This window comes from Shewanella sp. NKUCC06_TVS, assembly GCF_019345515.1.
Lineage (GTDB): Bacteria > Pseudomonadota > Gammaproteobacteria > Enterobacterales > Shewanellaceae > Shewanella > Shewanella oncorhynchi.
Window position 1 is genome coordinate 35,155 of the sequence record NZ_JAHKQX010000005.1, and the last position, 25,546, is coordinate 60,700.

Below are 25,546 nucleotides of genomic sequence, written 5' to 3' on the forward strand. Positions count from 1 at the left end.
GCATGAAAACATTAACCAACTACTTAACCCAGTGGTCAACATGGCGTGGCCTTGTGTTGATTGGTGCTGCGGTAGCGGGGATCCATCCCGACGCTGTTAACGCCGTCGTCAATGTCGGTGACATTATCGTTCAAAGTGTTGCAGCTACTGCGGTAGCAGGGGCGGGCGCGTGGGAAGCGTTCCGCAATGAGCGCAAGCAAGATAAAACCAAAGTATGGCGGGGCTAAGATGGACGAAGAAAAGAAAAAACAGCTAGAGTTACTCAAAGGTAGCGGGATAGGGGGTTTTGGTATCATCCTATTTGGCATGATGTGGAACATTCAAACCAGCATCAACGACCAGCAAACCAGCCTAAACAAAGTGATTAACGAAATAGACAAGCGCGTGGTCGCGGTCGAGGTTCGCCAGCAGCGGGAGGACATTTATAATGTTCAGCGGGTTACCAAGTGATTTTAGTGTGGCGGTCAGAACACCCGACGCTGTAGTGGTAAAAATCCAGCCAAGCCAAGAGCTAATCCTTATTTTTGCCGCCGTTGTTATCGTTGCCGCCGCATGGGTTAAGCGCAGATAGTTATTGTAAAACCCCAAATCCATCAATGCCGATAAGTCACATTATCGGCATTTGTCGTTATTACTTACTCCGTTTAACGGTTCGCTTGGCCGAGGTCGCAAACTGCTTTTTAGGCGCTACAATAGGCGACTGCTTCAATTTAGACAGAGTGCTGATGATAACGTCCAGTTCTTCACGAATGGCGGCGGCTTCTTCGTCATTTCGCAAGCTGTCCACCTGAGCAGCAAGTTTGTCCTTTTCGACACGGTCAAATTTATTGAACTGTTTATCAAAAAACACCATTAATAACTGTCCAGCGGTAAATGTGTGCCGCTTATATGGTGTGATCAGTTTGCCGTCTTGGCTAAAGCTAAAGCCGCGCCAATCTTTAGTATTGGGGATTGCACGCTGATATAACTCAACGTAACGATCAACCCAACTCGGGCATCCAGTAGACCACCAATTATTAATGGTGCGCGTTGTTACACAGAAGAAATCGGCGGCTTGTTGCGTATCAACAGTGCCATTTGTACGAATAAAATTAGTTAAAATAAAAGTTCGGGTTCGTGGTTTCATCGTTTGAAATCCATTTTCACTGTATTTATTAGATTCTTTTCTCATAACGTGGCCGTCCTGATATTCTATTTAGTTACTAATGTTGGCTTTGCAATGTCACAACGACACCAAGAGCCGACCTGTAGAAAAGTAATAAAAAATAGCGTTTCGCGACCATTCCAAAACCAATGTCATTTATATAGAACTTTGACATAAAGGAAAAACCTTCCTATGCGCACAATGTATATTATGTTAAATGAGTTCTATATGGTTCCCATTGCCGCTCTGTTTGTGTGTGGCTTGTCATTCCAAATGAATTTTGTGTCATTTCGTGATTCTGATTTTTGTTTATAGATATCAATACCATAAGTCACTCTATCAAAAAGCTTGCTCCATTATAGTGCAAAACTGTTCATCCAGACCGCATTAAACTTTGTGTTTGCTGCTTTTTGACAAAGTGCACTTCACACGCAGCTATGCGAACTCTTTTGAAGTATAGATGACGTGTTAGAAATGAATTTTATGAAACAATGCCCCAATCAAATCATGTCGCTCCATTAGAATGATTACTTACAATAATTCATCGGTTTACCAAGCTTAATTGAAATTGGTTCGTAGCTATATTTCCACTGCTTAATCTTACCGATTAATTTGTTGTAATGTTGATGACATGATTTATCAACATCAGAGTCGCTCGAACACATCACCAGTTTCACCTGACTGTATCTAAAACAATTTAATCGTCGCTACGTGAATACTTTGGCATATTGGACTCACAAAATAGCCAGAATCACCTAGCAGCGCGCTTATGCTCGTCCAAAAAGTCACAATAAAATACTAACATGTTGCTGATTTTGAGCCACCTGGACATAAATATGGCATTTTCAGGAGTTTTTATAGATATCGAGTGAAGCGCCCTAACCTTCTTTGGGACAAAAATCATTATGTGTACTAGCTCATATATGAACTGACAGTGTTGATTAAATAGCTAGACTTAATCGGACAATCTCAACGCTCCAGCACCATCAAGACGGCTTCATCTTTAAATGCTTGCGGATAACTCTTATGTGATTTTTTCAGACTCATATAGACCTCTTAATTTATTGACCATACTGTCTCAAAATTAAGTGTCCGATGGGATTAGACCAGAACACGTAATTGCGGTTGGATAAAGGGAAAAGCCAGAACTTTGTAGCATTACTAAAATTGGGTCAATGTTCTTATGTAGGATTTAGCTAGATGCCATTTTGCTAAGGCGTTGTTGATTAAATCATTTCATAGAACGTAATCGTTCCAAGGCTCTGGCCCAGGCGAACGGGCATACACAGTCTAATGACTTTGTTCATCGCCTTCACACCGGCCAATGCCTCTGCAACTGCCCATTGTAATCACGTAAACTTAGCATTGGACTATTCAACTGTTTATATCGGCCCATGGCGGTCTCTGCTAGAGAACGCTGGTGATAGCCGTTATCTATTTTCCATTGTTTCAGCTGACCCGCTTTCAGTGCTTCTACCGCTTCATTGCGTGGTTCCCATAACCCCGCATTTGAACGCGGTGGAATGGTAGCTTTGCAGCCTTTTGTATCATAAGCACCATCTGCCGATACCTGTGCTATCTTGTTGCGGTACTGAACATTGACTTTCTTAGCGCGTTTACTGATAGAGGTGTAATCAGGTGATGTTAGTGGAACATTCATCAACGTAAATAATGAGTTGAGAAAGCCTTCTAGCGCACGCAACGATAAACTAAAGATACCTTTGACCATCAACGCGGTTTCAATCGCCACATCACTATAGCTAAACCCGCGACCACGCCCGCCATGATGTTCATGGCAGTACCACGCTTTTACTGCAGCTTCATCCACCCAGAAGGTGAGCGAGCCACGGCTCACTAACGCTTGGTTGTATTGCTTCCAATTAACGATTTTACGTATTGATTTGCCCATGTTGCCGTCCTGAAGGTGAGTCAGGAGATCTGATCATGGCAACGCCAATTAGTTCACGGATTTGTTCAACAACGCCTTTTGCTAACGCGCAATGGGGCATAAAAGTCCTAGAACTGCTCGATCTAACACGAGTTTGGACCAAAGCGCGTGAGCCCGAAGCTCGCGCAAAATGCCAGCGTGATGAGCGTGAACCAGACTAGGGAAGTCTGATTCATCGCACGAGTAAGGTCTATAGCATTAATTCAAATGGTCTCAGCTTCGAAACAAAAACCGGTAACCTTTGTTTTTGTAAGCAATTGAAAAACTCTGATGCTGTCATCGGGGGATTCTTTAAGCTACTTCTATGCTGTTGAGCCGCTTTGATACTAGAATGGACAAAAAACAGTGAACCACTTCTCTAGTGAACTGAATCACAATCATATTTCAGAAAATATTATGGCCGAAAGTCTCTACAAAGCGCTTCAGCACGTTAGCACTCATATAGGAACAGTATTTTTGGTAGTCATCATCTTTATTAACATCAGCAAAGTCGCATACTGATTTAAGAGCAAATACTTTCGGTTTATTTCCTGAGGTATTTTCAACTGAAGAATAAAGCCCATATATCTCCATTTCAATACCAAGAACTTTTCGATTCTGGGATATAATAGTGTTTAAATAATCTGCATCTGCGACAACAGCCGCACCAGTTGCTATTGGTCCTAATAGCAATTTGGGTACTACATTTATATCATGTTCAAATTCTGAACTAATTTGAGACATCATTTCTTTATTTGCTTTGAAAAGCTCCATTTTTGATCTAATTTCAGTTGATGCCATTATTTGGTGAGGAGCAATTTCAAAAACAGAATTCCCTCCCTCTTTTTTTAATTTTCCAGATTGGTAATCCCATACGCATTCTGCAAAAATAACATCGCCAAAATTAGCATTTTTTTTAATGCCACCACAAATTCCAGTCATTACTATTACTTTTGGCCTTAATAAATTAATTATACTTGCTGATTTATTTGCAGTCGCAACCATTCCCATCCTGCTGCAATGCGTAGCACAAACGGAAAACTCTTTGCCCCCAGACTTAAATTTACCCTCGTATATAAAAGTATGATCATCAATAGGTCTTGGTGGCTCCCAGTTCCAATCTAATGCTAAGATTTCTGCTAGCTCAGGATCATCTAGTGCACATATAATTGCTAAGTACTGGCAAGTCCTCGCCAATTCGACTACCAATCAAACTCATAGGTTGTTCTAGGTAGATAGAATCTATATCTGTTTTGTTCTGGAATGGCTCAACGCCTTCAGGCCCCACGTAAGTCAAGGTATGATTTTCACCAATGGTGTAAGACGGTGATAACCCTGCGCCAGTCGCCTGGTAGTTAGTGATCACGGCCACTTTTCTCGTGGTCGTCTCTAACAGATCTAATATGGCTTGGAACTGATCGTTCCTAAACGAGGCTGCATTGATGTTCTCAAAAATTGTGACACCGAATTTTTGGCCCACGCAGGCCATAAAATCCATAAACTCACGGTTTCTATAGCTTTTATTAAGCATACAGAAGTGATATCGGTTGCTTGGGTGCAGTGAGAACTGACGAATGGACTCGATCAGCTTATTGGCTCTGTTAACGGCGAACTTTAATTGGCCTATATCCACGTTTAAGAGCTTACACAGTCCATTTTCAAGGAGTGCAGGTTGCAATCTCGCACCTCTGAAGTCTTGATAGAGTTCAGCAATACCGTCCCACTCCACACGCTCAGAGATGCTCTTCACACGAATCTGGATCTGGTTTTCTGCATATCTGCGCTTTTCGCAGTACTCCGTTTGTATCGCCGCTTTTTGTTCGGGATTGAGTAGAACTAAACGATCAGAAAGCACATCAGTGAGATACTCAAGATCAAAGTTATGGATTGCAGTGCGGCTGGTGGCTGTTGCACTCACGCCAAGAACTCGAGCCCCCGCAAGCACCCAATGAGCAAGTAAGCCTGTTGATGTTAATGCCAGTTCAAACGTGGAGGCTTTAGCGGTATTGTCTGTATCGCTGTACTTAGCAATGTTGGCAATTTCGAACCCGCTATCGTGAAAACTATATGCTTTGTGTTCGTTTTGAACTTTGAAACTTAGCCGGGCAGAAATTAACGACATGATGCTTGGCGTAAGCTCTACCAGCCCCAATTGATTAAGAATTTTCTCGACCAGGTTTTCTGTGGTGTAGATTCTTGGGTCTTCTAGCGTCTCCATATTCTTTTTCAGCTTGAGAATGGCACTTAACATCCCATTACAGAAGGTTCTGACAAGCTGGGCGCCGTTGTTCACAAATTGTATTGCACTCTCGGTGCCTTCAGGGCCAATTTCATGACTGCCTGACGCATGATTTATCTGTGACTTTAATTCTTCGTGCCTAAAGTTAATGGCATGAATGGACATCCTGTCAGAGAGGAGCGTGAATATCCGGTTTTGGTTTTCACTTCCTTTCTGAATCGTCGCAGCCGTGATGAACGGGCGATAGTTAACATGCCACTTCCCCTTGTAATCAGCGAGTGCGTTACGAAAACGGTCAAAACATTGATCAACCCCATTAAACTCAGGCGAGCCATGAATTATGAAACTGTCAAAACTTGCATAGAACTTACGTGTTAGGGCGATAATATCGTAGTCAGCGACTGTGTTAATCAGGTGAGTCAAAAACTCGCTTTGCTGACGGTCAAACTCATCCAAGATCAATAACAAGTTATCAAGAAAATCGCTAATTCTGTAACTTTTATCGATGCTATGCCACGGATAAAGCAATTTGGATGTGGTTAAAAAGAGTACCTGCGTTTTTTCCTGATCAATCCTTCGTGCTGGGAAAATTCGGTCGAGGACATCATTCAATGCTGCTCCATTGTGCTCTTTCCCTTTCAGATAAGCCTTCAGCCTAGTGAAAACCTTACTGTGCTGAGCACGTAATTCTTCATCTAATACCGACGTGTTGCTGGTACTCTTTGCCTGATTTAACAGAGTGACCTTATCGAGTATCGTTTTGAGGTCTCTTTGCTGCTGTACATCGAGCGCCTCGAATAGCGTCGCCCAATCTACCTCTGATAATTCGGCAATAGCAGTGTCTTGAGCAGGAATCCAAATGACATTGCGTTTCAGCTCTGCTTTTTCCACCTCACTAAGAAACGCTTTGCTGTCGATGCGCTCAAGCAATGCTTCATAAGCTTCCTTCACGTTAACTCTCAAGTTCGTGGAGTAAACAAGCGTTATTCTCAAATCGGCGATCAGGTGTGCGAGCTGAAGCTCAGTGGCTTGGTAGGTCTTTCCGAGGCCAGTCTGAGCATCAATGATGGCCAAAAAGCCGTCTTTTGACTGGCAAGTTTCAGGCCCTGCCATCTCTAGATAAGTTTCAAGTAATGCACTCATGACCCGCGCTCCGATATGATCCCTGCCCTGTCAGCTGTCTACCAACTTGACGATATGATGTCTAAAAAATAATATGTCGTCATTGAAGACAGGTAAATACTGAATACATAAACATGTCGAGTAACTAGACAGGAATCGAAGAATGACGAAATGGCCGATTAGGTGGGATTTACTCTTGCGATATCGTATGATCGAAATTGTCGCGCTTTGGGAGGGGAGATTAACCACCAATCACTTGATACAGAGTTTTGGTATCGGACGTCAGCAATCATCCAAAGACATCAATTTCTATCTAGCCGACATTGCTCCCGGTAACCTTGTTTACGACAAGCACCTAAAAGGCTACAAACCCAGCGACAGCTTTATCCCCAAGCTAACCTCTGGCCATGCCGACGAATACCTTCATATCCTCTCGCGCCGTGAAGACATGACAGTGACGTTTGCTGACTTGGATATGGGATTTGAACACACTGCTATGATTCGCCCAGTCACGCGCAATATTGCACCGGAGGTATTACGACCGTTGGTCCAAGCCATTCGAGAGAAAAGACGTGTCGATATATGCTACACATCGTTGAAAGATGGCGAAACCGTGGAACGTATCATTTCGCCTCACACTCTGGTTTGCACACCACTTCGCTGGCATGTTCGTGCCTATTGTGAGCATGCTGATGGTTATCGCGATTTTGTATTAAGCCGCATTCATGGTGTACCAGACATCAACGACAATACTGCGAGCGGCAAGCAAGATGATGGACTTTGGAATACTGACGTGACTATCGAACTCATCCCCGATCTCCGTTTTAACGAAAAGCAAAAAGCAGTGATAGAAAAAGATTACGGCATGCTCAATGGGAAGCTTAGCATTCCCACCAACGCTTCACTGATTAGGTACCTCTTGGATGCGTATAACATCGACATACACATGCAAAAAATCAGACCCCAAGGGCAACAGATAGTAGTGAGCAATATGGATGAATTGATGCCGTTTCTTACTTACTAATAACGGATAAACTAGCACCAAATGTTTTCTTGTAGCTATTGCGGATGTTCGATCGTTATAACTGGTCGTAATTTACAGTTCAAATCCCCTGACTGAATCACCACGACTTCAGTAGACAACTGAAAACCTCATATCAGAAAAAAGAAACTTAACATCAAGAGTTAGCGAATCAATTTGATGAATAACGATCATTTCTGCATTTTAATAACTGTTAAAGTGCAGTTTTCGAGTCTTTTAGCGCTTAATCAACGTATTTTGCGCATTATCGTGACACAATCGTGTAAAACTCAGCTTATGCATTGCGTTATGCATAACTAATCACAATTTATTAGTCTTAGACTTAACGTTAGTAGTGTAGTGCTCAACTAAATTTGGCCACAACAGTTTATCAGCAAGTGTAGTGATGTATAAATTTTTCATTTCTACTTTAAGGTAAAACCATAAATTTCGAATTTAAGCTTAAAAAAAACAGAGCATTGAAATTCAACTTTGTATGGTTCTAGTTACCTCATGTAACCAAGTTACACCTCTAAATAGCCTATTCTCTGCATCAACGGGAATAACATTGATCCGGTCACGAAACTGAAGTGATATTCTTAGGCGCTTAATAAGGCGCCTTTTCTGTTCTTCAGCTGTGCCATCAGTTTCTAGGCACACCCAATATAAGGACTTTTCTTTTTCCTCAATCAATTTGCGGAATAATCCATTGATATGACTGTCGTCTATGTTAAATCCATAGCCTACGACAACTATGGCTTCACATTCCGAATATTGGTCAAATAGACCCACGTATCGTCTGGACATGTCTACCGAAGTAAGAGGCTTTAGTCCACTTTGGGTCAGGACAAAAGGCACATAAATCTCATCTTTAGGCACGTTTTCTGGCCTGAGGCCAGAAATCACAGAGTTCTTATAGGGGTTGTAGTAATCAGTTACGCCACCATTCAGGTGCTGAACTGGAGGGATATCGAAGTTCAAATCCTCTGAGATTTTTTCAACAAGATTGTTGTAGTTAGATGTGCCAATCGCACCGATTTCGATTCCTAATTCTTTGCATTTTTCCAAATCATGGTAATAACCAGTATCAGGTAGCTCACCTACACTCTCTAATTGCTGCACGATGTATTCGCGAGTCGAGCGCAAGAATATAACCATTTTGGAAAACTTTGCCCATTCTGTGCGCGGGGAAAAAAGATATCTAAAATGGCTGTCAATCAAAGACTGATAGTCAAGCACAGTCGTAAAAATGTTCTCTAGTACTTGCTGCGATATCGCAGATAACAGATCGCATACATTACAGGCAGGTAAATCATATTCCTTATGTTTCTCCAGCAGCAGCTCTAAAGCGGTAAGTCCAGCCCGACTAAACTCGAGTTTGAACATTCCGGTTACGTCATCAAATATTGGGATATCATCTGGAGCTGTCTCAAAGAGCTCCTGATTTAACCTTTGAACAAGATCTTGCCCATGAGCACCAACTAGAAGTTGTAGGAAAGCACCGGCATAACGCTGTAACTCTGCGGTATTGTTACCGCTACTTATCACGCTGAGAATCGCCGAGTACGCTTCACTTCCGAACAGCTTAACTTCGTTAGCAAGGATTGGATTCATACGGATGGCTGCAGAGTATAAATGCTCACCATAGCCTGTTTCCATTCCCGCGCTAAATTTGTCAATCAGTGTCTTTTTCTCCAGACCAAACTGCTTTAACGCGTATTCGACTTCCCCATCAAAATCGTTCAACCGCCGAATAATTTCACCCTTACGATATTCAATTGAAGATTCGATCAAGGCTGTAAATTCGTTCTTACCAAACGCATGGATCCGTTGTGTTGCAAAACTATCAGGTAGCCAACTTGTCGCATAATTCGTCCTAGCATCAATGTTTCCAAGTTGTTCCCGAAGCTCTCTCTTCTCATTGCTAACATCTTGACGGAAGAGATCGATAGCAAACTTGCCACCACTTGGGAGGCCATATCCAATCTCAGCCCCTGCACCAAAGAAAAATCCTAATTTCATGTACATTCCTAGTATTGGTGCAGTCAACTGCACTCATCGATATATTCGCTTTCAGCTCCCAGCTGAGTGTGGAGCCAATTACAGATGCTCACTCACGTAAATCCAGGTTCCATCCTTAACACCGTGCCTTTGCTACATAAATGCTTTCATTACTTTGCGTACAACTTCTGAAACGTTCTCTAAATTCTCAGCAATGGCAGTGCGTTTAGCATTTGAATTACTGGCCAGACTAACGGCATGAATCACTCTTTTTAGCTCTTCCTGGTCAGCACGTTTTGGTAGCAACTCTGCTATTTTCTCATCGCTCAGCAGTACAAGTTTGTCTGCCGGGGAACTGAGTTCTTTATCTGTGGCTTTTGCTTCCTCACTCAGATCATATCGTCCCATTTTAGTGCTCTCCCATGTTAATCATCATTGTTTTGCAGGCGCGACTTTGCCGACTCGATTAGCTCCAAAAACTTCTCGATGGCTTTATCCGTATCTTCAGAGTTCAATGTGTCTGATAACTTGTCGTTGGCATCAGTCACTTTAGTCATGACTTTTTCGACCTTCTCCAGAGCAACCAGCTTAGACATAACCTGATCTTGCTTCTCTTTCAGCGCTACAGCTGAAGATAAGTAGGCTTTTATAGTTGCCTGCGAGCGCTGCAAGTCTGCAAAGGCACTATTAATCTGCGCCAGTACAAACCTTTCTTGTTCATTGAGGGGGTCAAGTAATGATTTGCGCTTTTTGCTGATTTGGGATTGCGCTTCCTGAGACCACTCAATCAGGATTTGTCCAAGCTTACTGGTCTCTGCAGCCACAGCTTGTTTCACACCCTCTAGCACAATTCGCTTTTGAGGCTCTTGGAGCTCACGACCTCTCCACTGCACAGAAACATCATCCACAGAAATGGAACTTGTCAGGTAGGCATCATCTAAATCGGAGCGAAAAGCACGGTTGTTGACCGCCTTCGATAAGAACGTAGGTGTCCATTTCTCATCTATAAAACGGTTAACATCGTCACGAAGTTTGCCATAATACAGTTGAGCAAATTTCACATGAGACTTTTGTAACTCAGCGACCTGATAGTCCGTGATTTCGGCTAACTCTACCGTTTCCTTTGGTGCCGACACACAGCCACTTAATACAAGCAGCATCAGTGGAATTAATTTATAGGTTTTCTTCATTTATCTCTCTCAAATGTCAGTTTTCAATGCCCGCATTACTGAAGCGGGAATGCAGGCTTATCTTTACCTTCATTTATCCAGTTGACCCAGAGTTTCGCATCTGTCCCCTCGAGCAACGTTACAAAATTGCGGGCGCGGATATATTTGTTTGAGCCCTGCGGCTTCAACATGTCGGCCGTGATGGAGCGGGTTTCTTCCAAATATTCGAGGTCATCATTTGTGACGGCCAGTATGCCTAACCATTCGAGGTAAGTTGGTGCAGGATGCACAATGCCTGATGACACCACCTGGTGAATACTTATAGGCTGCAGTGAACGTAAGTCCCGGATAATGCCCAGGCAGCCAACATGCACATCACCTGATAGCAGCACGGTTTTGGCATTTCGTATTTTCGCATTTTCCAAAAGTGCCATAATAAGTTTTAGGCGCTCCCCTTCATGCTCTTTAGCTCGCCAATGGTCTTTTAAATCATCTGTGAGCTCTTCCTCCCAAGGCGTGGAGTCAACGACACTTTCTGCAAAAGAAAAATCCCGGTACACCACGGGTACCGCAGTCATAACCAGCAAGTCCCCGTGGTTGCAGTCGTTTTCTAAGTACTGTTTGATGTCTTTCCACTGCTCACTGCTCATGACCTGAAGCAGCGTACGCTCGGAACGATTGTCCAACGCGAGGATGTTATATCCTCTAAAGTGCACCGCCATTGAGAAATGTGTATTGTCCCCGGTTGCCAATAAGCTTGTGTTGTCTCTGCCCCGAACCTGAAGTAAAGAGAAGTGTTTTCTTGCTGCTGCAAAGATGGCTTGATATACGTCACATTTCTTCTGTAAATCGTCCGGGTAACTGCCCCAACCATCAAATATGTCGTGGTCGTCCCACATCATGATAGAGGGAATAGATGCCAACATATGAGCTATGGGTTCTTTGTTCCATCTATCGACATAAAGCTCACTATAGAACCGATCTAACTGTGTTCGCATGTCTTTCGTTGCTTTGCGATTAACCTTCTCCTCCCGTGGAAGCTCATTCCAGGCTTTCAGCGTGCTCAGTGTCGTCCACATGGAGTCGGCATATACCTGATCTCCACCTAATAACAATAGGGAGAACGGTTTAGTAAAGTGCTCTGCGGCCATGTCTTTCCATAGGCGATATGGCTGCTCTGTTGTTGTCAGCATTTTATAGTCAGAGAAACCGTTACATGAGGCGTATGCAAACTTGGGTTTCTCATTGGCACCGGGCACATAAAACGTCCAGAAAGTTCTGCCAGCTTTGTCTTCCGCAGGCTCTGCATCTAATGAAATACTGTAGTTGACGTGGCGCTTGTCCAGCATGGCTACGGTTAATACAGCACGCCAGACATGCCCTGAGTAGATTTCGCCGATCAGCACCGCCTCTAACTCTTGGCCATCTGCATAAGTTACAGATGCCTGACTGGCATTTTTGTCAGAGATAAACGTAACGGTATAAAGCGTATCGGACTCAAGTCCCAGTACAGGGCCGAGTATTAGTTTTTTAGACATTTGTCATATCCTTATATACAAGATTAGAAATAATCCCTACATACAACCCAATTGTTTAAGCAAAGCCGCCGACGAATGCAGCGCTGGTAGGGGAAAATTAAGCTTTTGTTTTAACGTCTCAAACAAAACTGAGCTGGCACAGTAAATATCATTGCGCTTGGCCGATTGCTCCATGATATACGCCGTGGCCATCTTTGTTATAAATAGCTTTGAAGTAAGCTGACGGAACCTTATGGGTTTCATCGGCGGCATTTCTTTCAGATACAGAGGCCCAGTTATAACAAACAAACTATTTCTGAAACCTACAGCGGCTCCTTCTGCATCCTCAAGGGATTTCCATGGGCCTTGGTTTAAGTCTTCATCTTGCGGCGTGATATTGCTCAGGTAATTAAGTTCATACCAGTATTTTGAGCTGGCAAAAGTTGCCAGCGGCGCCTGATTGCCCCTGTCAGCCTGCAGTGCAGAGCTGCTTGCCCCTTTATAGTAGTCTTTTTCCAGTGTTTTACTTGGATGAATTAAGGGGCCGTCGACCAGTCACGAACGGGTGATACCCCAAAAATTGTGATATCGACTTCATACACCACCCAATCAGCGAACTTAGTTTGGTTATTATTAGAAAGCAGATATAGGTGGTTAAACATCAAGTCGTTACCATCTGGATTACTTTGACACCTAAGCGGGCAATGTACTGAGTAAATAGTAGGACTTGCCGGGAGGGTAAATGCCAGCAACAGTGAAGTTGAAAAAATGTCTTCGCAAATCCCATTTGCATGCGTCCTTTAATTTCGGTGTACCTATAACACAGCATTAGCAATGTGCTAACACCGCTGACAAACACTTTCTACTCTGCTAATCATATTACTGTTACTTGCAAATAATATCCAGCCATAACATCATCACAACATTTCCATAGCATTATTTCTATTAGAATGGGATTTTAATGATGTCTCAGAGCAAAGAACTCATCTTGTTTATTCCAGGGCTGTCCGGTGGAGAGCCTGAAAAATATTTAAAAAAGTTAACGGATGGCCTAGCAGATTATTGTAAAGGAACCGGCATCCCATATAAGAATATAGAAGACTTCACCTCCGCAGAGGGCGCAAGCAAGCGTCAAATTACGATTGATGTATCAGATGAAGCGCAGAAGACAATTGACATCCATGAAGTCTATTGGTCTGACTTAGCGCAAAACCTCAGTGTATCCAGCAGCTCACTAAAAGCCATTAGAGGCTTGTCATTAATTCTGTACTGGATGCGCTCACTGCCTGTCTGGGCAGCTGCGATACACAGCAAGTATATGTTTACGTCAATGTTGTTTACGCTACTTTTAATGCTGTTTTGGTATCTGGGCGTTTTTCTGGCTTTATTAACTGCGATAGGCACTACGCCAGAAAGCGTTTTTACATTCGAAATATCCGGAAGTGAGTCAGTAAATTTTGCTCCAATAATACAGAGTATAAGTGATTGGGCTAAAGAGCTGGGTGGCTGGTATATCTTCGCAGTATCGGCAGTACTTGTTGCCGTCTTTCCTGTTAATTCCGTTGTCGACATCTCCTATGCTACTCAATGTTATTTACTCAACCGGGATAATGTGTTTCACAAAATAAGAGGCCGGATAAACTCAGCGCTGTATGATGCAGTACGTGACCCAGCGTATGAGAAAATTACCGTGGTCGGATATAGCTTCGGAGCTGTAGTAGCGGTCGAGGCACTCGCATCCTATATGGGTAAGAAAGAGCTTAACTTTATAACACTAGGGAGCCCTTTACTGCTAATGGCAGCAAAATCCACACGGGTTAAGAATGCTATCGAGCAATTGCAAGGTAACGTACAGATCACTTGTTGGTCGGACTTCTATTCTGATCAAGATTGGCTGTGTACTAAATCACCAAGCACGATTGTCGATGAAAAGTTTAATAGCCAAAAAATCACATCGTCAGTACCGATGGACGAGAGATTGAAAGGTCTAAGCCATCAGCTTTACTTTGGAGATTGGGACGTATTGAAGCGCTTCATTTGATACTGTGATTTATGCACAATTGAGGTGTAGTGTTCAACAATGTTCGTGCGTTCGGGAACTGTTCTGCCACCCCGAAAATATCAATATCGCAATCCCCGTGCTAACTAAATTTCTATAATGTCAAAAATAAAGAACTCATTTTTGGACAAAAGATAGTGAGAGTCAGCTCCCCAGAATCCCTTTTTCAGATAACTTCTCGTATCCAAAAATGTCAAATTCCACCGCTGTCAGCTTTGCCTGATGATGTTTCTTTTACCCAGAACCATGCACCTTTAACAATGCTATCCAAATTCAATTCCAACTCTGTAATAACCAGCTTTGCCTGAAACAACGCCGTTATAGCTAATACAACTGTTAGCCACATTGTCACGTTTGTTCTTCTTCGTTCAGTAGCATCAAGTTGTAACAGTTCCATTGTTGTCAGTGCCTTACCTTTAATCCTGCACTCATATTGATTAACAAGTTCAATATCGCCCGATTCCGCCAATGATCTCATAACTAATAGCGTTGCTTGCTTTAACGTCGAGTATTGAGGGTGCAAGATAGCGTACATCCCTCAGATTTAACCCTAGTGCTTACTATATCAAGTCCATTGAAGAACCTTTCCATCGACTCTAGTGATGGGGCTGGCTGCTTGATAGAGTACCGGGCGACTACTGGTACCTCCGGCTGGCACCTCTTTTGTTCTATAATCATAATGTTGCTGAAACTTATCGGCCAGATTATTCACCGTATCTCCAGAGGGAGTGAACGTATAGTCGTCGCGATGCAAAATGTTCATGTAGTATCTGACTTCATAAGCTGTTCCGCCATTTCCGACTTTATTCTGAGCAGCATTCTCTATCGTGTGGTGCTGATTATTCATTGCAGCCGTGATCGGGTGAATGTTGTCAAACCCTCCGCCCCCGCCCAAGCGATCGTTCACCATGTGCCCTCCGACCCAAGTTCCTCCGGCGATTCCCGCCACTGCTTGTGCTTCCGCTCTCGGGCCAGCATCTACGCCAGTGCTTTGTGTTTCAGCTTGTAGCCACCCACTGTCGTAATTATTGCTAGTGTTGGTAACATTCACGCTGGTGACACGTTGGATAATCCCATTATTATATTTCAGCTGAATTCCTGTCATATCGGTTGCGGGCTGCAATTGAGCAATCGGCTTTACGTGATCACTATTACCCATCAACTTTTGAAGTTTTCTTTGTGCTATTGCTTCAGGCCTATTATCAACTAGCCCAATATGCTGTTTCACATTACTCGTTTTTTGACTAACCAAATTAGAAACCGCTTTACTGCTATTTCCCTTTGGCTTCTTAATTTGTGTCTTCATATCTCAATCCTTTGATTTGTCAGTGACGGTGATAGGAAATAAACGCTATTAAATCAGTCTAAAAGACGTTTAAATTACATTTAGCATATTTGGAGGCAAATAATGAATCCAATCTCTAACATCACCGTATAGCGACACAAAACTCAAATAGGAGAGTGTTATTTTGCTATGGTCCTCAATTTGCTTTTTGCACACTTACAGTTGGATATTTGCGTATTTTAAATGACAACATATTGATGTAACTCTGCCATATTTAGATTTAGCATGAAGCTTTACTCCTCTCAAACTGCAATGCTTTTTCTCCTAACTGGTCGGCTTCATTTTCGAGGGCAGCATTATCATTGACCGCCATACCGCTGACCGAAGTGGTGGGTTTTACCCTTCCTTCTGCTTGCTGTACAACATGGCCTAATTCATGGGGGAGGTGTTTCTCTTGGCCTGAAGCGAGATGTATGTCACTGCCTTGGGCATAGGCGTGCGCTTGCACCGCAGCAGGTTTACTGGAGTTATAATGCACATTGACATGATCTAGACTCATGCCTGATAACGCTTCCATGCCAGATTGAAGCTTATCCGGCAGACCTTTGCCAGCACCACCAGCATGATTAGATGCCAGTTGTAGTGCATGGGAAGGGCTTGCCGCATAGGATTTATGTTGAGCGAGTTTATCTTCCTCCTCCAAGCTTGCCTTGAGTTGCATCAGCTGCAAAGATTGCTGGCGATTATCCTGAATTACGCTTTTAGTCGCATCCTTAGCCTGTAAAGTGCCACAGATTTTGGCTTGCTGCTGCACGTGAGGTGCGCTTTCACTCGCTTTATGCAGTATTTTTTCCTTGGCACTAAAAGTAGGCATAATATCTTCCTTAATGACTCGCAATCTTGCTTAAAATCCTATGACTCAAGCTATATACCTTAAAATGTAGCTGTAGAGCGATAGATGACACATTCAGAACACACCTAGCTCAAGATATTTCAAGTCCAGCACTATGTTGGCAAACCGTTACCGCTTCGCGTGCAGACCTTCCATTGCTGACAATATCCATAAATGCACTGTAATAATGGGCTGCTGTATCAAAATTGCAACGGAGCAACTCCTCAAGCGCTACCTTACTTGGCGCGTCGTCTCCCGTCCAAAGCGTGGTGCGGCACACCAATTGGCCTCTATCTTGATCGAGTTCAAAACACGAACGGCGTAAACCAGTATTTACCCATGCAATGGCTTGCAATATTGGTTCAAGTTTATGGATGTCGAGAGACAAAGGCAGTCCGCTGTAAACAATAACTTCACCCGCTATCGGTACTACCCGAATGGCAACGGATAAATTACCATTCGATGCAGGCACTTCAAATAAGAAAGCAGAAGGGCTGCCCTCTTCTTCGAAATAGCGGATGCCATTTTCTTCCAGCATAGTACGTACTGCAACATGATGTGGACGGGCAATGTATTCGCTGTGATATGTCATCCTATTCCTACTTTTTTATTCGTTAAAGTTCATCAACCCAAACCCAAATCTTGCCATATCCACCAGGAAACGCGACAAGGTTACTTCTGTCTTCGACTTTAGTGACGACAAACGACGCGCCGGGTGGGAACAGCACTTCATCTTCAGTATGGTACCGAGATAACGTACGCACATCGACACCGCTTTTCAGGTTATTCATGATCCAATTAATTTTATAGTTAGGACCGGTAAAAAAGCCATTGGTGTTATTTTGAGATGAGCTAAAGAAATTATCTTTGTGATGCACTGAGCCGACTCTAAAGGTATTCATGAACACAGGCACATTCATAGGTACACCGCCATATTGCGCATTATAGGCCGTGCCCGCATAAGGCGGCAGTTTGCGCAGTCCAGATATGGCCGTTTGTATTTGTGGCACTTCTTCTATCAATGCTTGTCGCGCCGTTCTGCCATCTGGCAGTATGGTCGTTGCTACATTGGGTGAATTTAAAAAAGCTTGCCACGCGCCCTCACCCGCAACACCAGTATAAACATAAATCGCCGCTTTCTCTTGTACCGTTAAGCCTGCTAGACCTGGACTGTTGCCCCACCAACCCCAAAAGAGTCGATTGACCCTTTCTTGCCAGTAGGCATCGTTCACTTGATTACCGGTAAAGTGTGGATTGACTGGCGCGGGGGAATTAATATCGACATCTGGGCTTAATGCTGCGCCCACCTGCGCTTGCACATTCCTCACAGGATCGGCGCTGACATCAATACCTTGGCGTGCAGCAATCGATGACACCACCACATCAAATAAATGCGCACCAATATTGTTGTTAATAAATGCTTTTAAGTTATTTAAGGGGCCTGCTGTCCCTAATGCAGCCAGTGCAGCAATGTGGCCTGCGGGGGGCTGACCTGCAATCGTGGTGATATCGGCTATCAATTGGCTTAAATCAACTCTGGCCTGTGGCACTAAACCTCGCACCACCTTCTTAGGTACGCCAGCCTGAAGTGCTTGCACTGCCTCAGGCGTTTCAACTTCCCGGGAAAATACCGATTTGTAAATAAGGTTGCCATAGTGTTTACGTAGCAATCTGGCCAAGATCAGCATGCCCTTGTGTCCATCGGGGATATTTTGTTTTATCCGCGTCCAAATACTGGTTTTCTGCAGTTTCTCGTACTTGGCTTTGTTTGGTGCAATATGCAGAGATGATGTGGGATCTAAGGCAAGCCCCAATATCATACCGCCAAGCTGCGCCAAATCATCAATGACATTTTGCTTGAGACCGACCAACAACTCAGCGGGAATGCCATCAACATGGCCCGCCACATTTTCAGCTAACCCTGTGGTACGGGTAAGCAAATTATCCGCAGTGTTACCAAGACTTGCTTCAGTGGTAGCCACTAATAACTCTTGGTCAACCGTTGGCGCGATATGGTGGGCAACCAGCAAAAGCCCATACCAACGTTCGGCGTGGGTCGGATAATTCGTGGCAATATTGCGGTATGGCACTGCATCACGGACATGCATATGCGCCACCCGATTGGCTGCTTTTGCCTTAGCTTGAGCGACGGCATCACCCGCGGCTTCATCTTTATAGACGGTGCTAGTGACAAGGGCATCGAGGCGGTTAAGGTCGATAATCGAACGGGTATTCAACCCAGTAATGAGCCCATTATCAAAACCTTGGGCAATAAGCGCTAAACGCATAGGCGCGACATTAAAACCAGGTGGCTCTACATCGAGGGGAGCCAAGCCGCCTGCTAGCGCATCTTTGTTAGCGGCAGACAGAAAGTAAGCAGGGAATTGATTCTCGGGCAACACGTTTTGGAATGCAGTGGCTAGGTGTGGCTCATAGTTACCATCTTGTTCGTAAAAGCCACCTTTGTTGACTGGCTGGATAAAAGGCACGCCTTGAATTTCAGCCGCTTTCATAATCTCATAAAAACTGTGGTCATGGTTGGGCAGCATCCAACCTAACATAGTTAGACGGAGCATTTTTTGATATCCCGCCCCTGACAGCCCGACATTTTTGGCGCCGGCCAACATCATGCCAGTCGAGCCAGAAATGCCTGCTTCTAAGCGCGCACCTATGTCACTTGCCTGCTTATCAACATCGCTGTTGATCATCACTGAAATAGCTTCACGGCCTTGTTCCCATTGGATACGGCCATTAGTCGCTGTTTGCAGGCGGTTAAATTGCGATGCGGCAAACGGATTAAAACTCGTGGGTATGTTGGCTCTTTCGTACAAGAGTGCTTTTTCTTCATCGGTTAAGTCAGCGACATCGCCATAGGCAAGTGAGGTTTGGTCGGCAAAATCGGCACCTTCATTCGCGCCATATTCCCGGTCTTTATTGGCTAAATCAACTTGGGCAGCCTCGTGGGGTGTTCCGCGCGCAATACCACTGAACATGTCCGGTGCACCAATATGGCTAGCAACGACTCCTGGCCCGCCTAAATTGACATTCACTTTTTCATTTGCCGATGCCGTTTCGACCCGCGCTTTCAGTGCTGGATCCGCCAATAGTACCGCATCTAATCCTGAAGTGTGGGCGAATCCATGCCTGACTCTTTCATGCCTTGTGCCCGCAAGATTAAGCCCGACCTGAGTTCTCACATTATTGTCTGAACTAACAACTGATTGATCGTGACGCACAGCCGATAAACCAGCATTCACTCGCTCACTGTCTAACAAATCATCGGAGGCCACTTTCAACCATTTGGCCAAATTATTATTGCGTACCGCATTGTAAATAACTTTTAGTTTGGCGCGCATCGGCTTATTCGCCTGTAGCGGCTCCAAACTTCGAAACACCCTTTCCACATTGACCCCAGTCATTTTAAATGCACCGTAGTACTTATCACCGCCTTGAAATTTAAATTCTTGCGCGCACACGGTTTGAATACTTTGATTAGTTTGCGTCGCCCATGCTGTAACAATATTCCTGATTTTTACTAAAAAAGTATCCGCAGCGCCTACAGCGATACCATCAGTAGCAAGCCGCATCCCCAGCTGATATTCAAATTCCTCTGCTTTATCGGCATACATTTGCTCGGCTCTGGCGTCGATGTTTTCCTGACCCGTAGGGGAAAGACCCGCGTAATTAAGGTGTAAGGTTGGTTGGGCCCTGACATGTACCTTCATCGGTTCCCCTGCCGCAGCAGATCTCGCGGCTTGCTGCGCATCTAACTCAGCGGTGGCATCGGATGCATTGCCACTTTGCCGCTGCTGTAGCACATGGGCAACCTCATGGGCGACTAAAGCCAATGGCGGATTATTGCTAGCAAATGCAATGTCATTTCCCATGGCTGCGCCATTCGCACCAAGGCTTCCTAATGCTGAACTTTGGCCAAGATGCGTGCGTATTCCAGATAAATTCTGCCCTGAGCTTTGCTCTAATTTTTGCTTGAAAGGCACAGATGTCCCTGGGGTTTGAAAGGCGATATGCGTATGGGAAGTTGGCGTTTCTGATGATGTTGATGTTGCTGGTATACGTTGCTTTAGATCTGAACTGTCATTCGCTATCCCTTGCAATTGCCTTTGCGCAATCGCTTCAGGGCGATTATTCACAAACTGCGCACGAGACTTACCACTAAGCTTAGAAGCAGCCGTGTTCGCAAGCGCTTGGCTTTTATGCTCTTGTGTCTTATCTGCGTGAGTACCCATCAATATCCTTCCGTAGGCTTTATCTTAATAGTGCTAATCATTGGTATTGTTAATGGCTTTTTAGATAAATATTGACGGACATATCATCGACAAAACACCTATTTCAATCCCCGTAATATTCACGAAGATGCAGCGTTAGCTCTTTGTATAGTGGTTCCAGGTAACATCGGTAATCGCTTCATTGGCTGCTAAGGTCACAAATCCGGCAGCAATTGCATCGGCATCGGCTTGTGTTTTCTTGGCAGGGCCTGCGCCATGAGTGGGAACTTTGCCCAGATCCTCATCATGATTTGCATTTTCGAACCGAACGGCTTTGGTCACTGAGTTTGTAATAGTGATAGTCGTCACCTTGAAATATAAATGTTTTCCATGGCTTCCCTTTAATTGCACCACCGATTTACCTTGAACTTGCGGCTGAAAAATCGACCCCGCTCGATTATCCACAAAACCAACACTTTGCTTTGTATTCGCTTTTTTTTGAGTCACCGAGTTAGCAGCGGATTTACTATGACTCTTATCTGACTTTTTTTTTTGTGCATACATGATTAAATCCTTTTTAATTTGCCTTTGATGAATTTACCATTCAGAACTGGCTTCCCATTTACTGCATCCTTCAATAAAACCTTTTTCAACATTCCACGCTATTTACGGCAAGCTTCGACGCTTTTTAAGGGATAATTGGCGAAAGAAGTTATAGCCATAAATACCCAGAATAAATATAAACAAAAACAGCTGTTGTTGCTCCTGCCAATAGGGATCACAGCTAAATACCAAAATAATAAAAATAGAACTTAAAAGTAAAAACACCAAGAAATACCAGCGACTAAATAATTCTCTTAATGCGAATATCCAGATAGAGGCAATAACGTAAACTAATACTAGGATGGCAATAATAAAAAATGCCAGCCGCAGCGGCCACCTTAAAGGACAAAGGACATTACAGACTTCATCGGCAAACGCTACGGCAGGTTCAAGTAGCGGATATTCACTCACAGGCGGCGGAAAGTAGCTCTGCTCGATTGTTCCCATGGTTTGTGCTGTCAGCGGAAAAGACCAGAATGCTGCACCGCGATAACTCCATGTGGTGTAATCCAATATTTGCTGTAACTCTTGGGTATTCACATCATTAGTGCGGATCATGGGAAGTGATTTGGCGAAAATTCCCCCCGCGATTTCGGAGTATTGCTGTTCGCCTAGTAAGGTTCTATATCCCTTGAGGGAGGCGATCCGCGCATTAATCGAAGAGGAGTTGAGATCGCTATGACTAGCCTGACTCTCATTACCAAGTGGCTTATAATTGGCACTGTCTATGGTCGATAATGGTGAGAAGTTGACAATAAATAGATTTACATAAGCTTCTATTTTCGCCAAATTATCCACAGTATAAAAGGGCGATCTTATCTGCTTGAGTTCATAGGCTGGCAATACCATATTAAGGTAATACTCATCCTCTGCTTTCGCCGCCGCTGAGGTGGCTTTTTCACCATTTAGCGCAAGTTTGAGCTTTTGAATAAAATAGATAAATTCATCTATTTTAGCTTGGCTATTAATGTCCTTAAGATCCAAATTGAGCGTTACGCCATCTGCCATGGTTCTGCGCTGGCTAGTACCAACACTTATCACTGGCTTGAGCCTATCTATCGCATCCCCTATGATGGGCGTTTTCACCGCGGCTAATATGTTATCGATCAAGGCTTGATTAAATACTGGAGCGATATAGGCAGTATTGCTTGGGTCCTGATGGGATGAAACCACCAAATCCACCTTTACCCTATAGTTATGGGCGTTAATGGCAAATTGTGAAAAAGGTTTTTCACCACGCCAGTTACCGGGCAAACTAATTTGCTGCCCGACAACACTTGCGGAGAAATACCCCATACGAGTCAAATTGTTGTAGTTAATGACTACGTCGGGATCTTGCTGCCAATAGGGATAAAAACCATATTGTGAAGGTGTATTTTTACCTTCAATGGCGCTGTTTTCAGTGCAGCCGCAACCGGGACTTGCCTGCCACAACAAAGGCTTAAGATCTTGCCTGCCTGGTTTACCCATTTTATAGGCGAGTTTGTACACACTGTTAAGTGTGCTGGGCTGCAATAACGTCTCCCCCAAATCCTTAACTGCCACGCCAAATAAGTAACGATCAAAAAATGGCACATCGCTTAACGTCGATAGCGCACTCAGCTGCGGCTTATTTAACGCGATAACGGCTAATTCTGCCAAAAAAGTATCGGCACTGGCTCGGGTAACTGTATAGTTTTGGCTCTGAGTCAGTACCTGAGTCGTTTGCGGCGCTGGAGTTTGTGGCGCACACGCCTCGTGTTCATCTGCGGGATCTCCCGCAGAATTTGCTTTACCAGTCACTGAAGTGCTATCTGCGGCACTGTCTACAGTAACATCCGCAGCACTATCCACAGTAGCATTAGCTGCTGAGGGATTATCCACAGCTGCATCTTTAACACTCGTACTACTCTTTGCGCTAGCATGACTCTCAGCGCTCGCCTCGGTACTCATGGGGGCTGATAATAATTTATACTTGGCGGGCGTCACTGTCACTAATTTGTCTAAAACAGCGGTCAGTTTTTCCCTGTCACTTGTGCCCACGAGTGCTGTGACTACGGGCGTGAGCGCTGTGCCTATTTCAGTATACGTTGCAAAAGGCTTACCTACTAGTTCATTGAATTTAGATAAGTTCTCGCTCCATATAGTTAATTGGCTAATATCGGCAGCACTTAATTGATAATAACTTTGTGGGCGTTTTTCTGGCGTAATAATCGGGTGGTAATAATCAGGCTCATTAAATTGAGGCTCACCCGCCTGAGACGTTTGGGCAAATCTATCAAACAGGCCACGTAATTGCGTCGGCGTACCATAGCAATAGGGAATATCGAGGCAACTTGGTTGGCTCACCAGCCCCAACTTAACCCGCTCTGCAACCCAATGTTGAAATGGTTCACTGATTAAGATTTGCCGCCATGTCGGATAGGTTTGCGCTAACTCTGCCGCAGTCGTCAAGAAACTGAATAATTGAGCCACGAAGCTATTACTGCTCGTGGCAGAGGTAAGCGGATTAAATTCCTGACAAAAATAACTCAGCCATTTATTGGTGACTCGGCCCACTTTACCATCTGACAGCGGATGACTTGGACTAGCAGCATCGGCCAGATAATCTGCATTATCTCCATACACTATGGCCAGATGTTGCTGCGCAATCTCGCCAAAAGAGCGGCTTTGGATCAAAGCGTCTGCACTCATCTTGGCTAACTGTGCATCACAATAAGTCACTCTCACATTTGCGGCAGAGAATGCAGAATAACCCCAGAATAGGCTCGCAAATAAGCCGACGAAAAGGCTTCTCGATAAGATGAATGTCATCCAATGACGTCGCCCTTTCATAGGGTCTTTCCTTCTTTGCGTAGCTCTTTTGCTATACCGCTAATAAGATCTGCAAACGCGATTGTGGTATTGCCTGCTTGCACCGCACAAATCGCTCCATAGCGCACCACGTTGGCAATAGCGCCACCGGATAACTCGTATTTCTCAGCTATGGTTTGCAATTGATTAGGCTTCTCATCTTGATAACGACCATTGAGCATATTGAGCCACAGCTGATGTCGCTGCAGGGGATCTGGCATGGGAAAATAAATCAGCGATTGGAAACGGCGAGAAAAGGCATCGTCGATATTAGCCCTTAAGTTCGTCGCGAGAATCACTATACCGGGGAAATCCTCAATACGTTGTAACAAGTAGGCAATTTCTTGATTTGAATGGCGCTCATTGGCACCACCGCCACCTTGGGAGCGGGTGCCAAATAACGCATCGGCCTCATCGAAAAAGAGGATCCAGCGCTTACTCTGAGCCTGATCGAACAGGTTAGCTAAATTTTTTTCTGTTTCTCCTATGTATTTAGACACCATAGCCGAAAGATCAATACGATAAACATCCAGCCCAAGCTCAGCGCCAATTAAGGTCACCGTCAAGGTCTTGCCAGTTCCTGGTGGACCATAAAACAGACTACGATAACCGGGCTTTAGCGATTTAGCTAAGCCCCAATCCGCTAATAAATGGTCAGCATGTATTATCCATGCTCTGATCTTATCAATCTCATCCATGACCTCGGCAGATAAAACCAGATCTGGCCAAGACAGCGGGCTAGTGATCAATTTGGCGGGGAAATGGCTGCTGTAGTCAGGTTTTTGAGTCACACCTGTAGTGAACATATTCAAGTACTCAGCCTCTAAACAGAAAGTACTGCTAAAGAAGGGTTCATCGACATGAGGCGGTGTCAGCTTAATCACATTCTGCTTAATAAAGGGATGCTGCGCCTCAAAATAGCTTGCTACCCGGAACCTATCCACCAGAGACTCGCTCGCAAGAACGAATGCCACAGTCTCGCCAGTGGGTAAAAAACCCTGATGGGTTGTGCCGTGTTTACCGCCAAATTCGGTATAAGGCCGCTCGAAATGGCTGTTGCGAATAAAGAAGGTATCAAAAACCTGCGGCCGAATATGGGGGATCAGTGCCATCACCAGCAGCAACCTTTCTTCATCCTGATGAAGATACTCCTTGACCCAAAGGGCATAGGCAGACTTATCATCTTCCAAATCTGGCGCGGGGATCTGGGTGATAGACTCAAGCTCAGCGCCTTGTTTAAAATAGAGTTTAATACGTAAATCCAATACCTTAGTAAACCATGCAATTTCTAGTTCTAAGCTTACGGCATTGGCTTTACTGAGCTTCATCAATGCCGTAGTTGGGGCTAAATGAGCCCATTCATCCAGTTCCCTTATTTTGCTTTGAGCCACGAAAGTATCTTCTGCACCTGCGAATATACCGTCCTCATTCAATAGAGGGCTTGTTGGCATGTCATGACTTACCACTTGTAATTTACTCATCCTTGGCGACCTTATATCAAAAAGTAAA

Annotated in this window: 21 protein-coding genes and 1 pseudogene; 6 read left to right on the forward strand and 16 right to left on the reverse strand. The window is 44.3% G+C overall.

Annotation, left to right across the window (positions count from 1 at the left end; translation table 11 throughout):
- Positions 1-2 precede the first annotated feature (2 nt).
- From KO531_RS07105 to KO531_RS07115, 3 genes are read left to right on the forward strand one after another with little or no spacing between them, the layout of a single operon-like run.
- The gene (locus KO531_RS07105) at positions 3-227 is read left to right on the forward strand and encodes a hypothetical protein (protein ID WP_219250745.1); all 225 of its coding nucleotides are present in this window, start codon (positions 3-5) and stop codon (positions 225-227) included.
- Between the two features lies 1 nt (position 228).
- Positions 229-450 (forward strand): hypothetical protein, encoded by a 222-nt coding sequence (locus tag KO531_RS07110; protein WP_219250746.1) that lies wholly within the window; start codon positions 229-231, stop codon positions 448-450.
- Positions 428-571 carry a hypothetical protein gene (locus KO531_RS07115; protein ID WP_198573968.1) on the forward strand — a complete coding sequence of 48 codons (144 nt, stop codon included), beginning with the start codon at positions 428-430 and terminating at the stop codon, positions 569-571. Before KO531_RS07110 ends, KO531_RS07115 begins: the two co-directional genes overlap by 23 nt.
- Before the next feature lie 60 nt (positions 572-631).
- Here KO531_RS07115 and KO531_RS07120 read toward each other — a convergent pair whose 3' ends face one another.
- Together KO531_RS07120 and KO531_RS07125 are read right to left on the reverse strand one after the other, a co-directional pair.
- Positions 632-1,126, reverse strand: coding sequence for a hypothetical protein (locus KO531_RS07120; RefSeq protein WP_251068868.1), 495 nt, complete (start codon positions 1,124-1,126; stop codon positions 632-634).
- 1,244 nt (positions 1,127-2,370) lie between these two features.
- A pseudogene (locus tag KO531_RS07125) lies at positions 2,371-3,053 on the reverse strand (transposase).
- Positions 3,054-3,088: 35 nt separating this feature from the next.
- On the opposite strand from KO531_RS07125, the gene KO531_RS07130 reads away from it, so the two are divergent.
- Complete coding sequence (locus tag KO531_RS07130; protein ID WP_219250748.1) at positions 3,089-3,253, forward strand: hypothetical protein; 165 nt, start codon at positions 3,089-3,091, stop codon at positions 3,251-3,253.
- A gap of 223 nt (positions 3,254-3,476) precedes the next feature.
- On the opposite strand, the gene KO531_RS07135 is transcribed toward KO531_RS07130, so the two are convergent.
- Positions 3,477-4,280: a hypothetical protein gene (locus tag KO531_RS07135; RefSeq protein WP_219250749.1), complete on the reverse strand. Its 804-nt coding sequence runs from the start codon at positions 4,278-4,280 to the stop codon at positions 3,477-3,479.
- Positions 4,222-6,453, reverse strand: coding sequence for a hypothetical protein (locus KO531_RS07140; RefSeq protein WP_219250750.1), 2,232 nt, complete (start codon positions 6,451-6,453; stop codon positions 4,222-4,224). The genes KO531_RS07135 and KO531_RS07140 overlap by 59 nt, the downstream gene beginning before the upstream one ends.
- Before the next feature lie 142 nt (positions 6,454-6,595).
- Here KO531_RS07140 and KO531_RS07145 point away from each other — a divergent pair, with 142 nt between their 5' ends.
- Positions 6,596-7,456 carry a WYL domain-containing protein gene (locus KO531_RS07145; protein WP_219250751.1) on the forward strand — a complete coding sequence of 287 codons (861 nt, stop codon included), beginning with the start codon at positions 6,596-6,598 and terminating at the stop codon, positions 7,454-7,456.
- A 483-nt stretch (positions 7,457-7,939) separates the two neighbouring features.
- Here KO531_RS07145 and KO531_RS07150 read toward each other — a convergent pair whose 3' ends face one another.
- The 4 genes from KO531_RS07150 to KO531_RS07165 all read right to left on the reverse strand — a co-directional run bounded on the left by KO531_RS07150 (position 7,940) and on the right by KO531_RS07165 (position 12,161).
- Positions 7,940-9,475, reverse strand: a complete 1,536-nt coding sequence (locus KO531_RS07150) for a hypothetical protein (RefSeq protein ID WP_219250752.1) — start codon at positions 9,473-9,475, stop codon at positions 7,940-7,942.
- Between the two features lie 132 nt (positions 9,476-9,607).
- Positions 9,608-9,862 carry a hypothetical protein gene (locus KO531_RS07155; RefSeq protein WP_219250753.1) on the reverse strand — a complete coding sequence of 85 codons (255 nt, stop codon included), beginning with the start codon at positions 9,860-9,862 and terminating at the stop codon, positions 9,608-9,610.
- Positions 9,863-9,879: 17 nt separating this feature from the next.
- On the reverse strand, positions 9,880-10,644 hold the full coding sequence (locus KO531_RS07160) for a hypothetical protein (protein ID WP_219250754.1): 765 nt from the start codon (positions 10,642-10,644) through the stop codon (positions 9,880-9,882).
- A 35-nt stretch (positions 10,645-10,679) separates the two neighbouring features.
- Positions 10,680-12,161, reverse strand: a complete 1,482-nt coding sequence (locus KO531_RS07165) for an alkaline phosphatase D family protein (RefSeq protein WP_219250755.1) — start codon at positions 12,159-12,161, stop codon at positions 10,680-10,682.
- A gap of 940 nt (positions 12,162-13,101) precedes the next feature.
- On the opposite strand from KO531_RS07165, the gene KO531_RS07175 reads away from it, so the two are divergent.
- Positions 13,102-14,181 carry a PE-PPE domain-containing protein gene (locus KO531_RS07175; protein WP_219250756.1) on the forward strand — a complete coding sequence of 360 codons (1,080 nt, stop codon included), beginning with the start codon at positions 13,102-13,104 and terminating at the stop codon, positions 14,179-14,181.
- A gap of 211 nt (positions 14,182-14,392) precedes the next feature.
- Here KO531_RS07175 and KO531_RS07180 read toward each other — a convergent pair whose 3' ends face one another.
- The 8 genes from KO531_RS07180 to KO531_RS07215 all read right to left on the reverse strand — a co-directional run bounded on the left by KO531_RS07180 (position 14,393) and on the right by KO531_RS07215 (position 25,518).
- A complete protein-coding gene (locus tag KO531_RS07180; RefSeq protein ID WP_219250757.1) occupies positions 14,393-14,677 on the reverse strand; it encodes a hypothetical protein in 285 nt (94 codons plus the stop codon).
- Positions 14,678-14,764: 87 nt separating this feature from the next.
- Positions 14,765-15,505: a hypothetical protein gene (locus tag KO531_RS07185; RefSeq protein WP_219250758.1), complete on the reverse strand. Its 741-nt coding sequence runs from the start codon at positions 15,503-15,505 to the stop codon at positions 14,765-14,767.
- 259 nt (positions 15,506-15,764) lie between these two features.
- Positions 15,765-16,358 carry a DUF4157 domain-containing protein gene (locus KO531_RS07190; RefSeq protein WP_251068869.1) on the reverse strand — a complete coding sequence of 198 codons (594 nt, stop codon included), beginning with the start codon at positions 16,356-16,358 and terminating at the stop codon, positions 15,765-15,767.
- 109 nt (positions 16,359-16,467) lie between these two features.
- A complete protein-coding gene (locus KO531_RS07195) occupies positions 16,468-16,968 on the reverse strand; it encodes a YbjN domain-containing protein (protein ID WP_219250759.1) in 501 nt (166 codons plus the stop codon).
- A gap of 22 nt (positions 16,969-16,990) precedes the next feature.
- Positions 16,991-20,623, reverse strand: coding sequence for a DUF4157 domain-containing protein (locus tag KO531_RS07200; protein ID WP_219250760.1), 3,633 nt, complete (start codon positions 20,621-20,623; stop codon positions 16,991-16,993).
- A 135-nt stretch (positions 20,624-20,758) separates the two neighbouring features.
- Positions 20,759-21,166, reverse strand: a complete 408-nt coding sequence (locus KO531_RS07205) for a hypothetical protein (RefSeq protein WP_219250761.1) — start codon at positions 21,164-21,166, stop codon at positions 20,759-20,761.
- A gap of 102 nt (positions 21,167-21,268) precedes the next feature.
- Positions 21,269-24,019, reverse strand: coding sequence for a hypothetical protein (locus KO531_RS07210; protein WP_219250762.1), 2,751 nt, complete (start codon positions 24,017-24,019; stop codon positions 21,269-21,271).
- Positions 24,016-25,518, reverse strand: a complete 1,503-nt coding sequence (locus tag KO531_RS07215) for an ATP-binding protein (protein WP_251068870.1) — start codon at positions 25,516-25,518, stop codon at positions 24,016-24,018. Before KO531_RS07215 ends, KO531_RS07210 begins: the two co-directional genes overlap by 4 nt.
- Positions 25,519-25,546 lie beyond the last annotated feature (28 nt).

Bases quoted from the DNA above. Each gene is read 5' to 3' on its own strand.
- KO531_RS07120 (WP_251068868.1), bottom strand. From the start codon at position 1,126: ATGAAACCACGAACCCGAACTTTTATTTTAACTAATTTTATTCGTACA.
- KO531_RS07155 (WP_219250753.1), bottom strand. From the start codon at position 9,862: ATGGGACGATATGATCTGAGTGAGGAAGCAAAAGCCACAGATAAAGAA.
- KO531_RS07195 (WP_219250759.1), bottom strand. From the start codon at position 16,968: ATGACATATCACAGCGAATACATTGCCCGTCCACATCATGTTGCAGTA.
- KO531_RS07145 (WP_219250751.1), top strand. From the start codon at position 6,596: ATGACGAAATGGCCGATTAGGTGGGATTTACTCTTGCGATATCGTATG.
- KO531_RS07200 (WP_219250760.1), bottom strand. From the start codon at position 20,623: ATGGGTACTCACGCAGATAAGACACAAGAGCATAAAAGCCAAGCGCTT.
- KO531_RS07140 (WP_219250750.1), bottom strand. From the start codon at position 6,453: ATGAGTGCATTACTTGAAACTTATCTAGAGATGGCAGGGCCTGAAACT.
- KO531_RS07105 (WP_219250745.1), top strand. From the start codon at position 3: ATGAAAACATTAACCAACTACTTAACCCAGTGGTCAACATGGCGTGGC.
- KO531_RS07175 (WP_219250756.1), top strand. From the start codon at position 13,102: ATGATGTCTCAGAGCAAAGAACTCATCTTGTTTATTCCAGGGCTGTCC.
- KO531_RS07210 (WP_219250762.1), bottom strand. From the start codon at position 24,019: ATGAAAGGGCGACGTCATTGGATGACATTCATCTTATCGAGAAGCCTT.
- KO531_RS07215 (WP_251068870.1), bottom strand. From the start codon at position 25,518: ATGAGTAAATTACAAGTGGTAAGTCATGACATGCCAACAAGCCCTCTA.
- KO531_RS07180 (WP_219250757.1), bottom strand. From the start codon at position 14,677: ATGAGATCATTGGCGGAATCGGGCGATATTGAACTTGTTAATCAATAT.
- KO531_RS07115 (WP_198573968.1), top strand. From the start codon at position 428: ATGTTCAGCGGGTTACCAAGTGATTTTAGTGTGGCGGTCAGAACACCC.
- KO531_RS07190 (WP_251068869.1), bottom strand. From the start codon at position 16,358: ATGCCTACTTTTAGTGCCAAGGAAAAAATACTGCATAAAGCGAGTGAA.
- KO531_RS07110 (WP_219250746.1), top strand. From the start codon at position 229: ATGGACGAAGAAAAGAAAAAACAGCTAGAGTTACTCAAAGGTAGCGGG.
- KO531_RS07160 (WP_219250754.1), bottom strand. From the start codon at position 10,644: ATGAAGAAAACCTATAAATTAATTCCACTGATGCTGCTTGTATTAAGT.
- KO531_RS07130 (WP_219250748.1), top strand. From the start codon at position 3,089: ATGGCAACGCCAATTAGTTCACGGATTTGTTCAACAACGCCTTTTGCT.
- KO531_RS07165 (WP_219250755.1), bottom strand. From the start codon at position 12,161: ATGTCTAAAAAACTAATACTCGGCCCTGTACTGGGACTTGAGTCCGAT.
- KO531_RS07205 (WP_219250761.1), bottom strand. From the start codon at position 21,166: ATGTATGCACAAAAAAAAAAGTCAGATAAGAGTCATAGTAAATCCGCT.
- KO531_RS07150 (WP_219250752.1), bottom strand. From the start codon at position 9,475: ATGAAATTAGGATTTTTCTTTGGTGCAGGGGCTGAGATTGGATATGGC.
- KO531_RS07185 (WP_219250758.1), bottom strand. From the start codon at position 15,505: ATGAAGACACAAATTAAGAAGCCAAAGGGAAATAGCAGTAAAGCGGTT.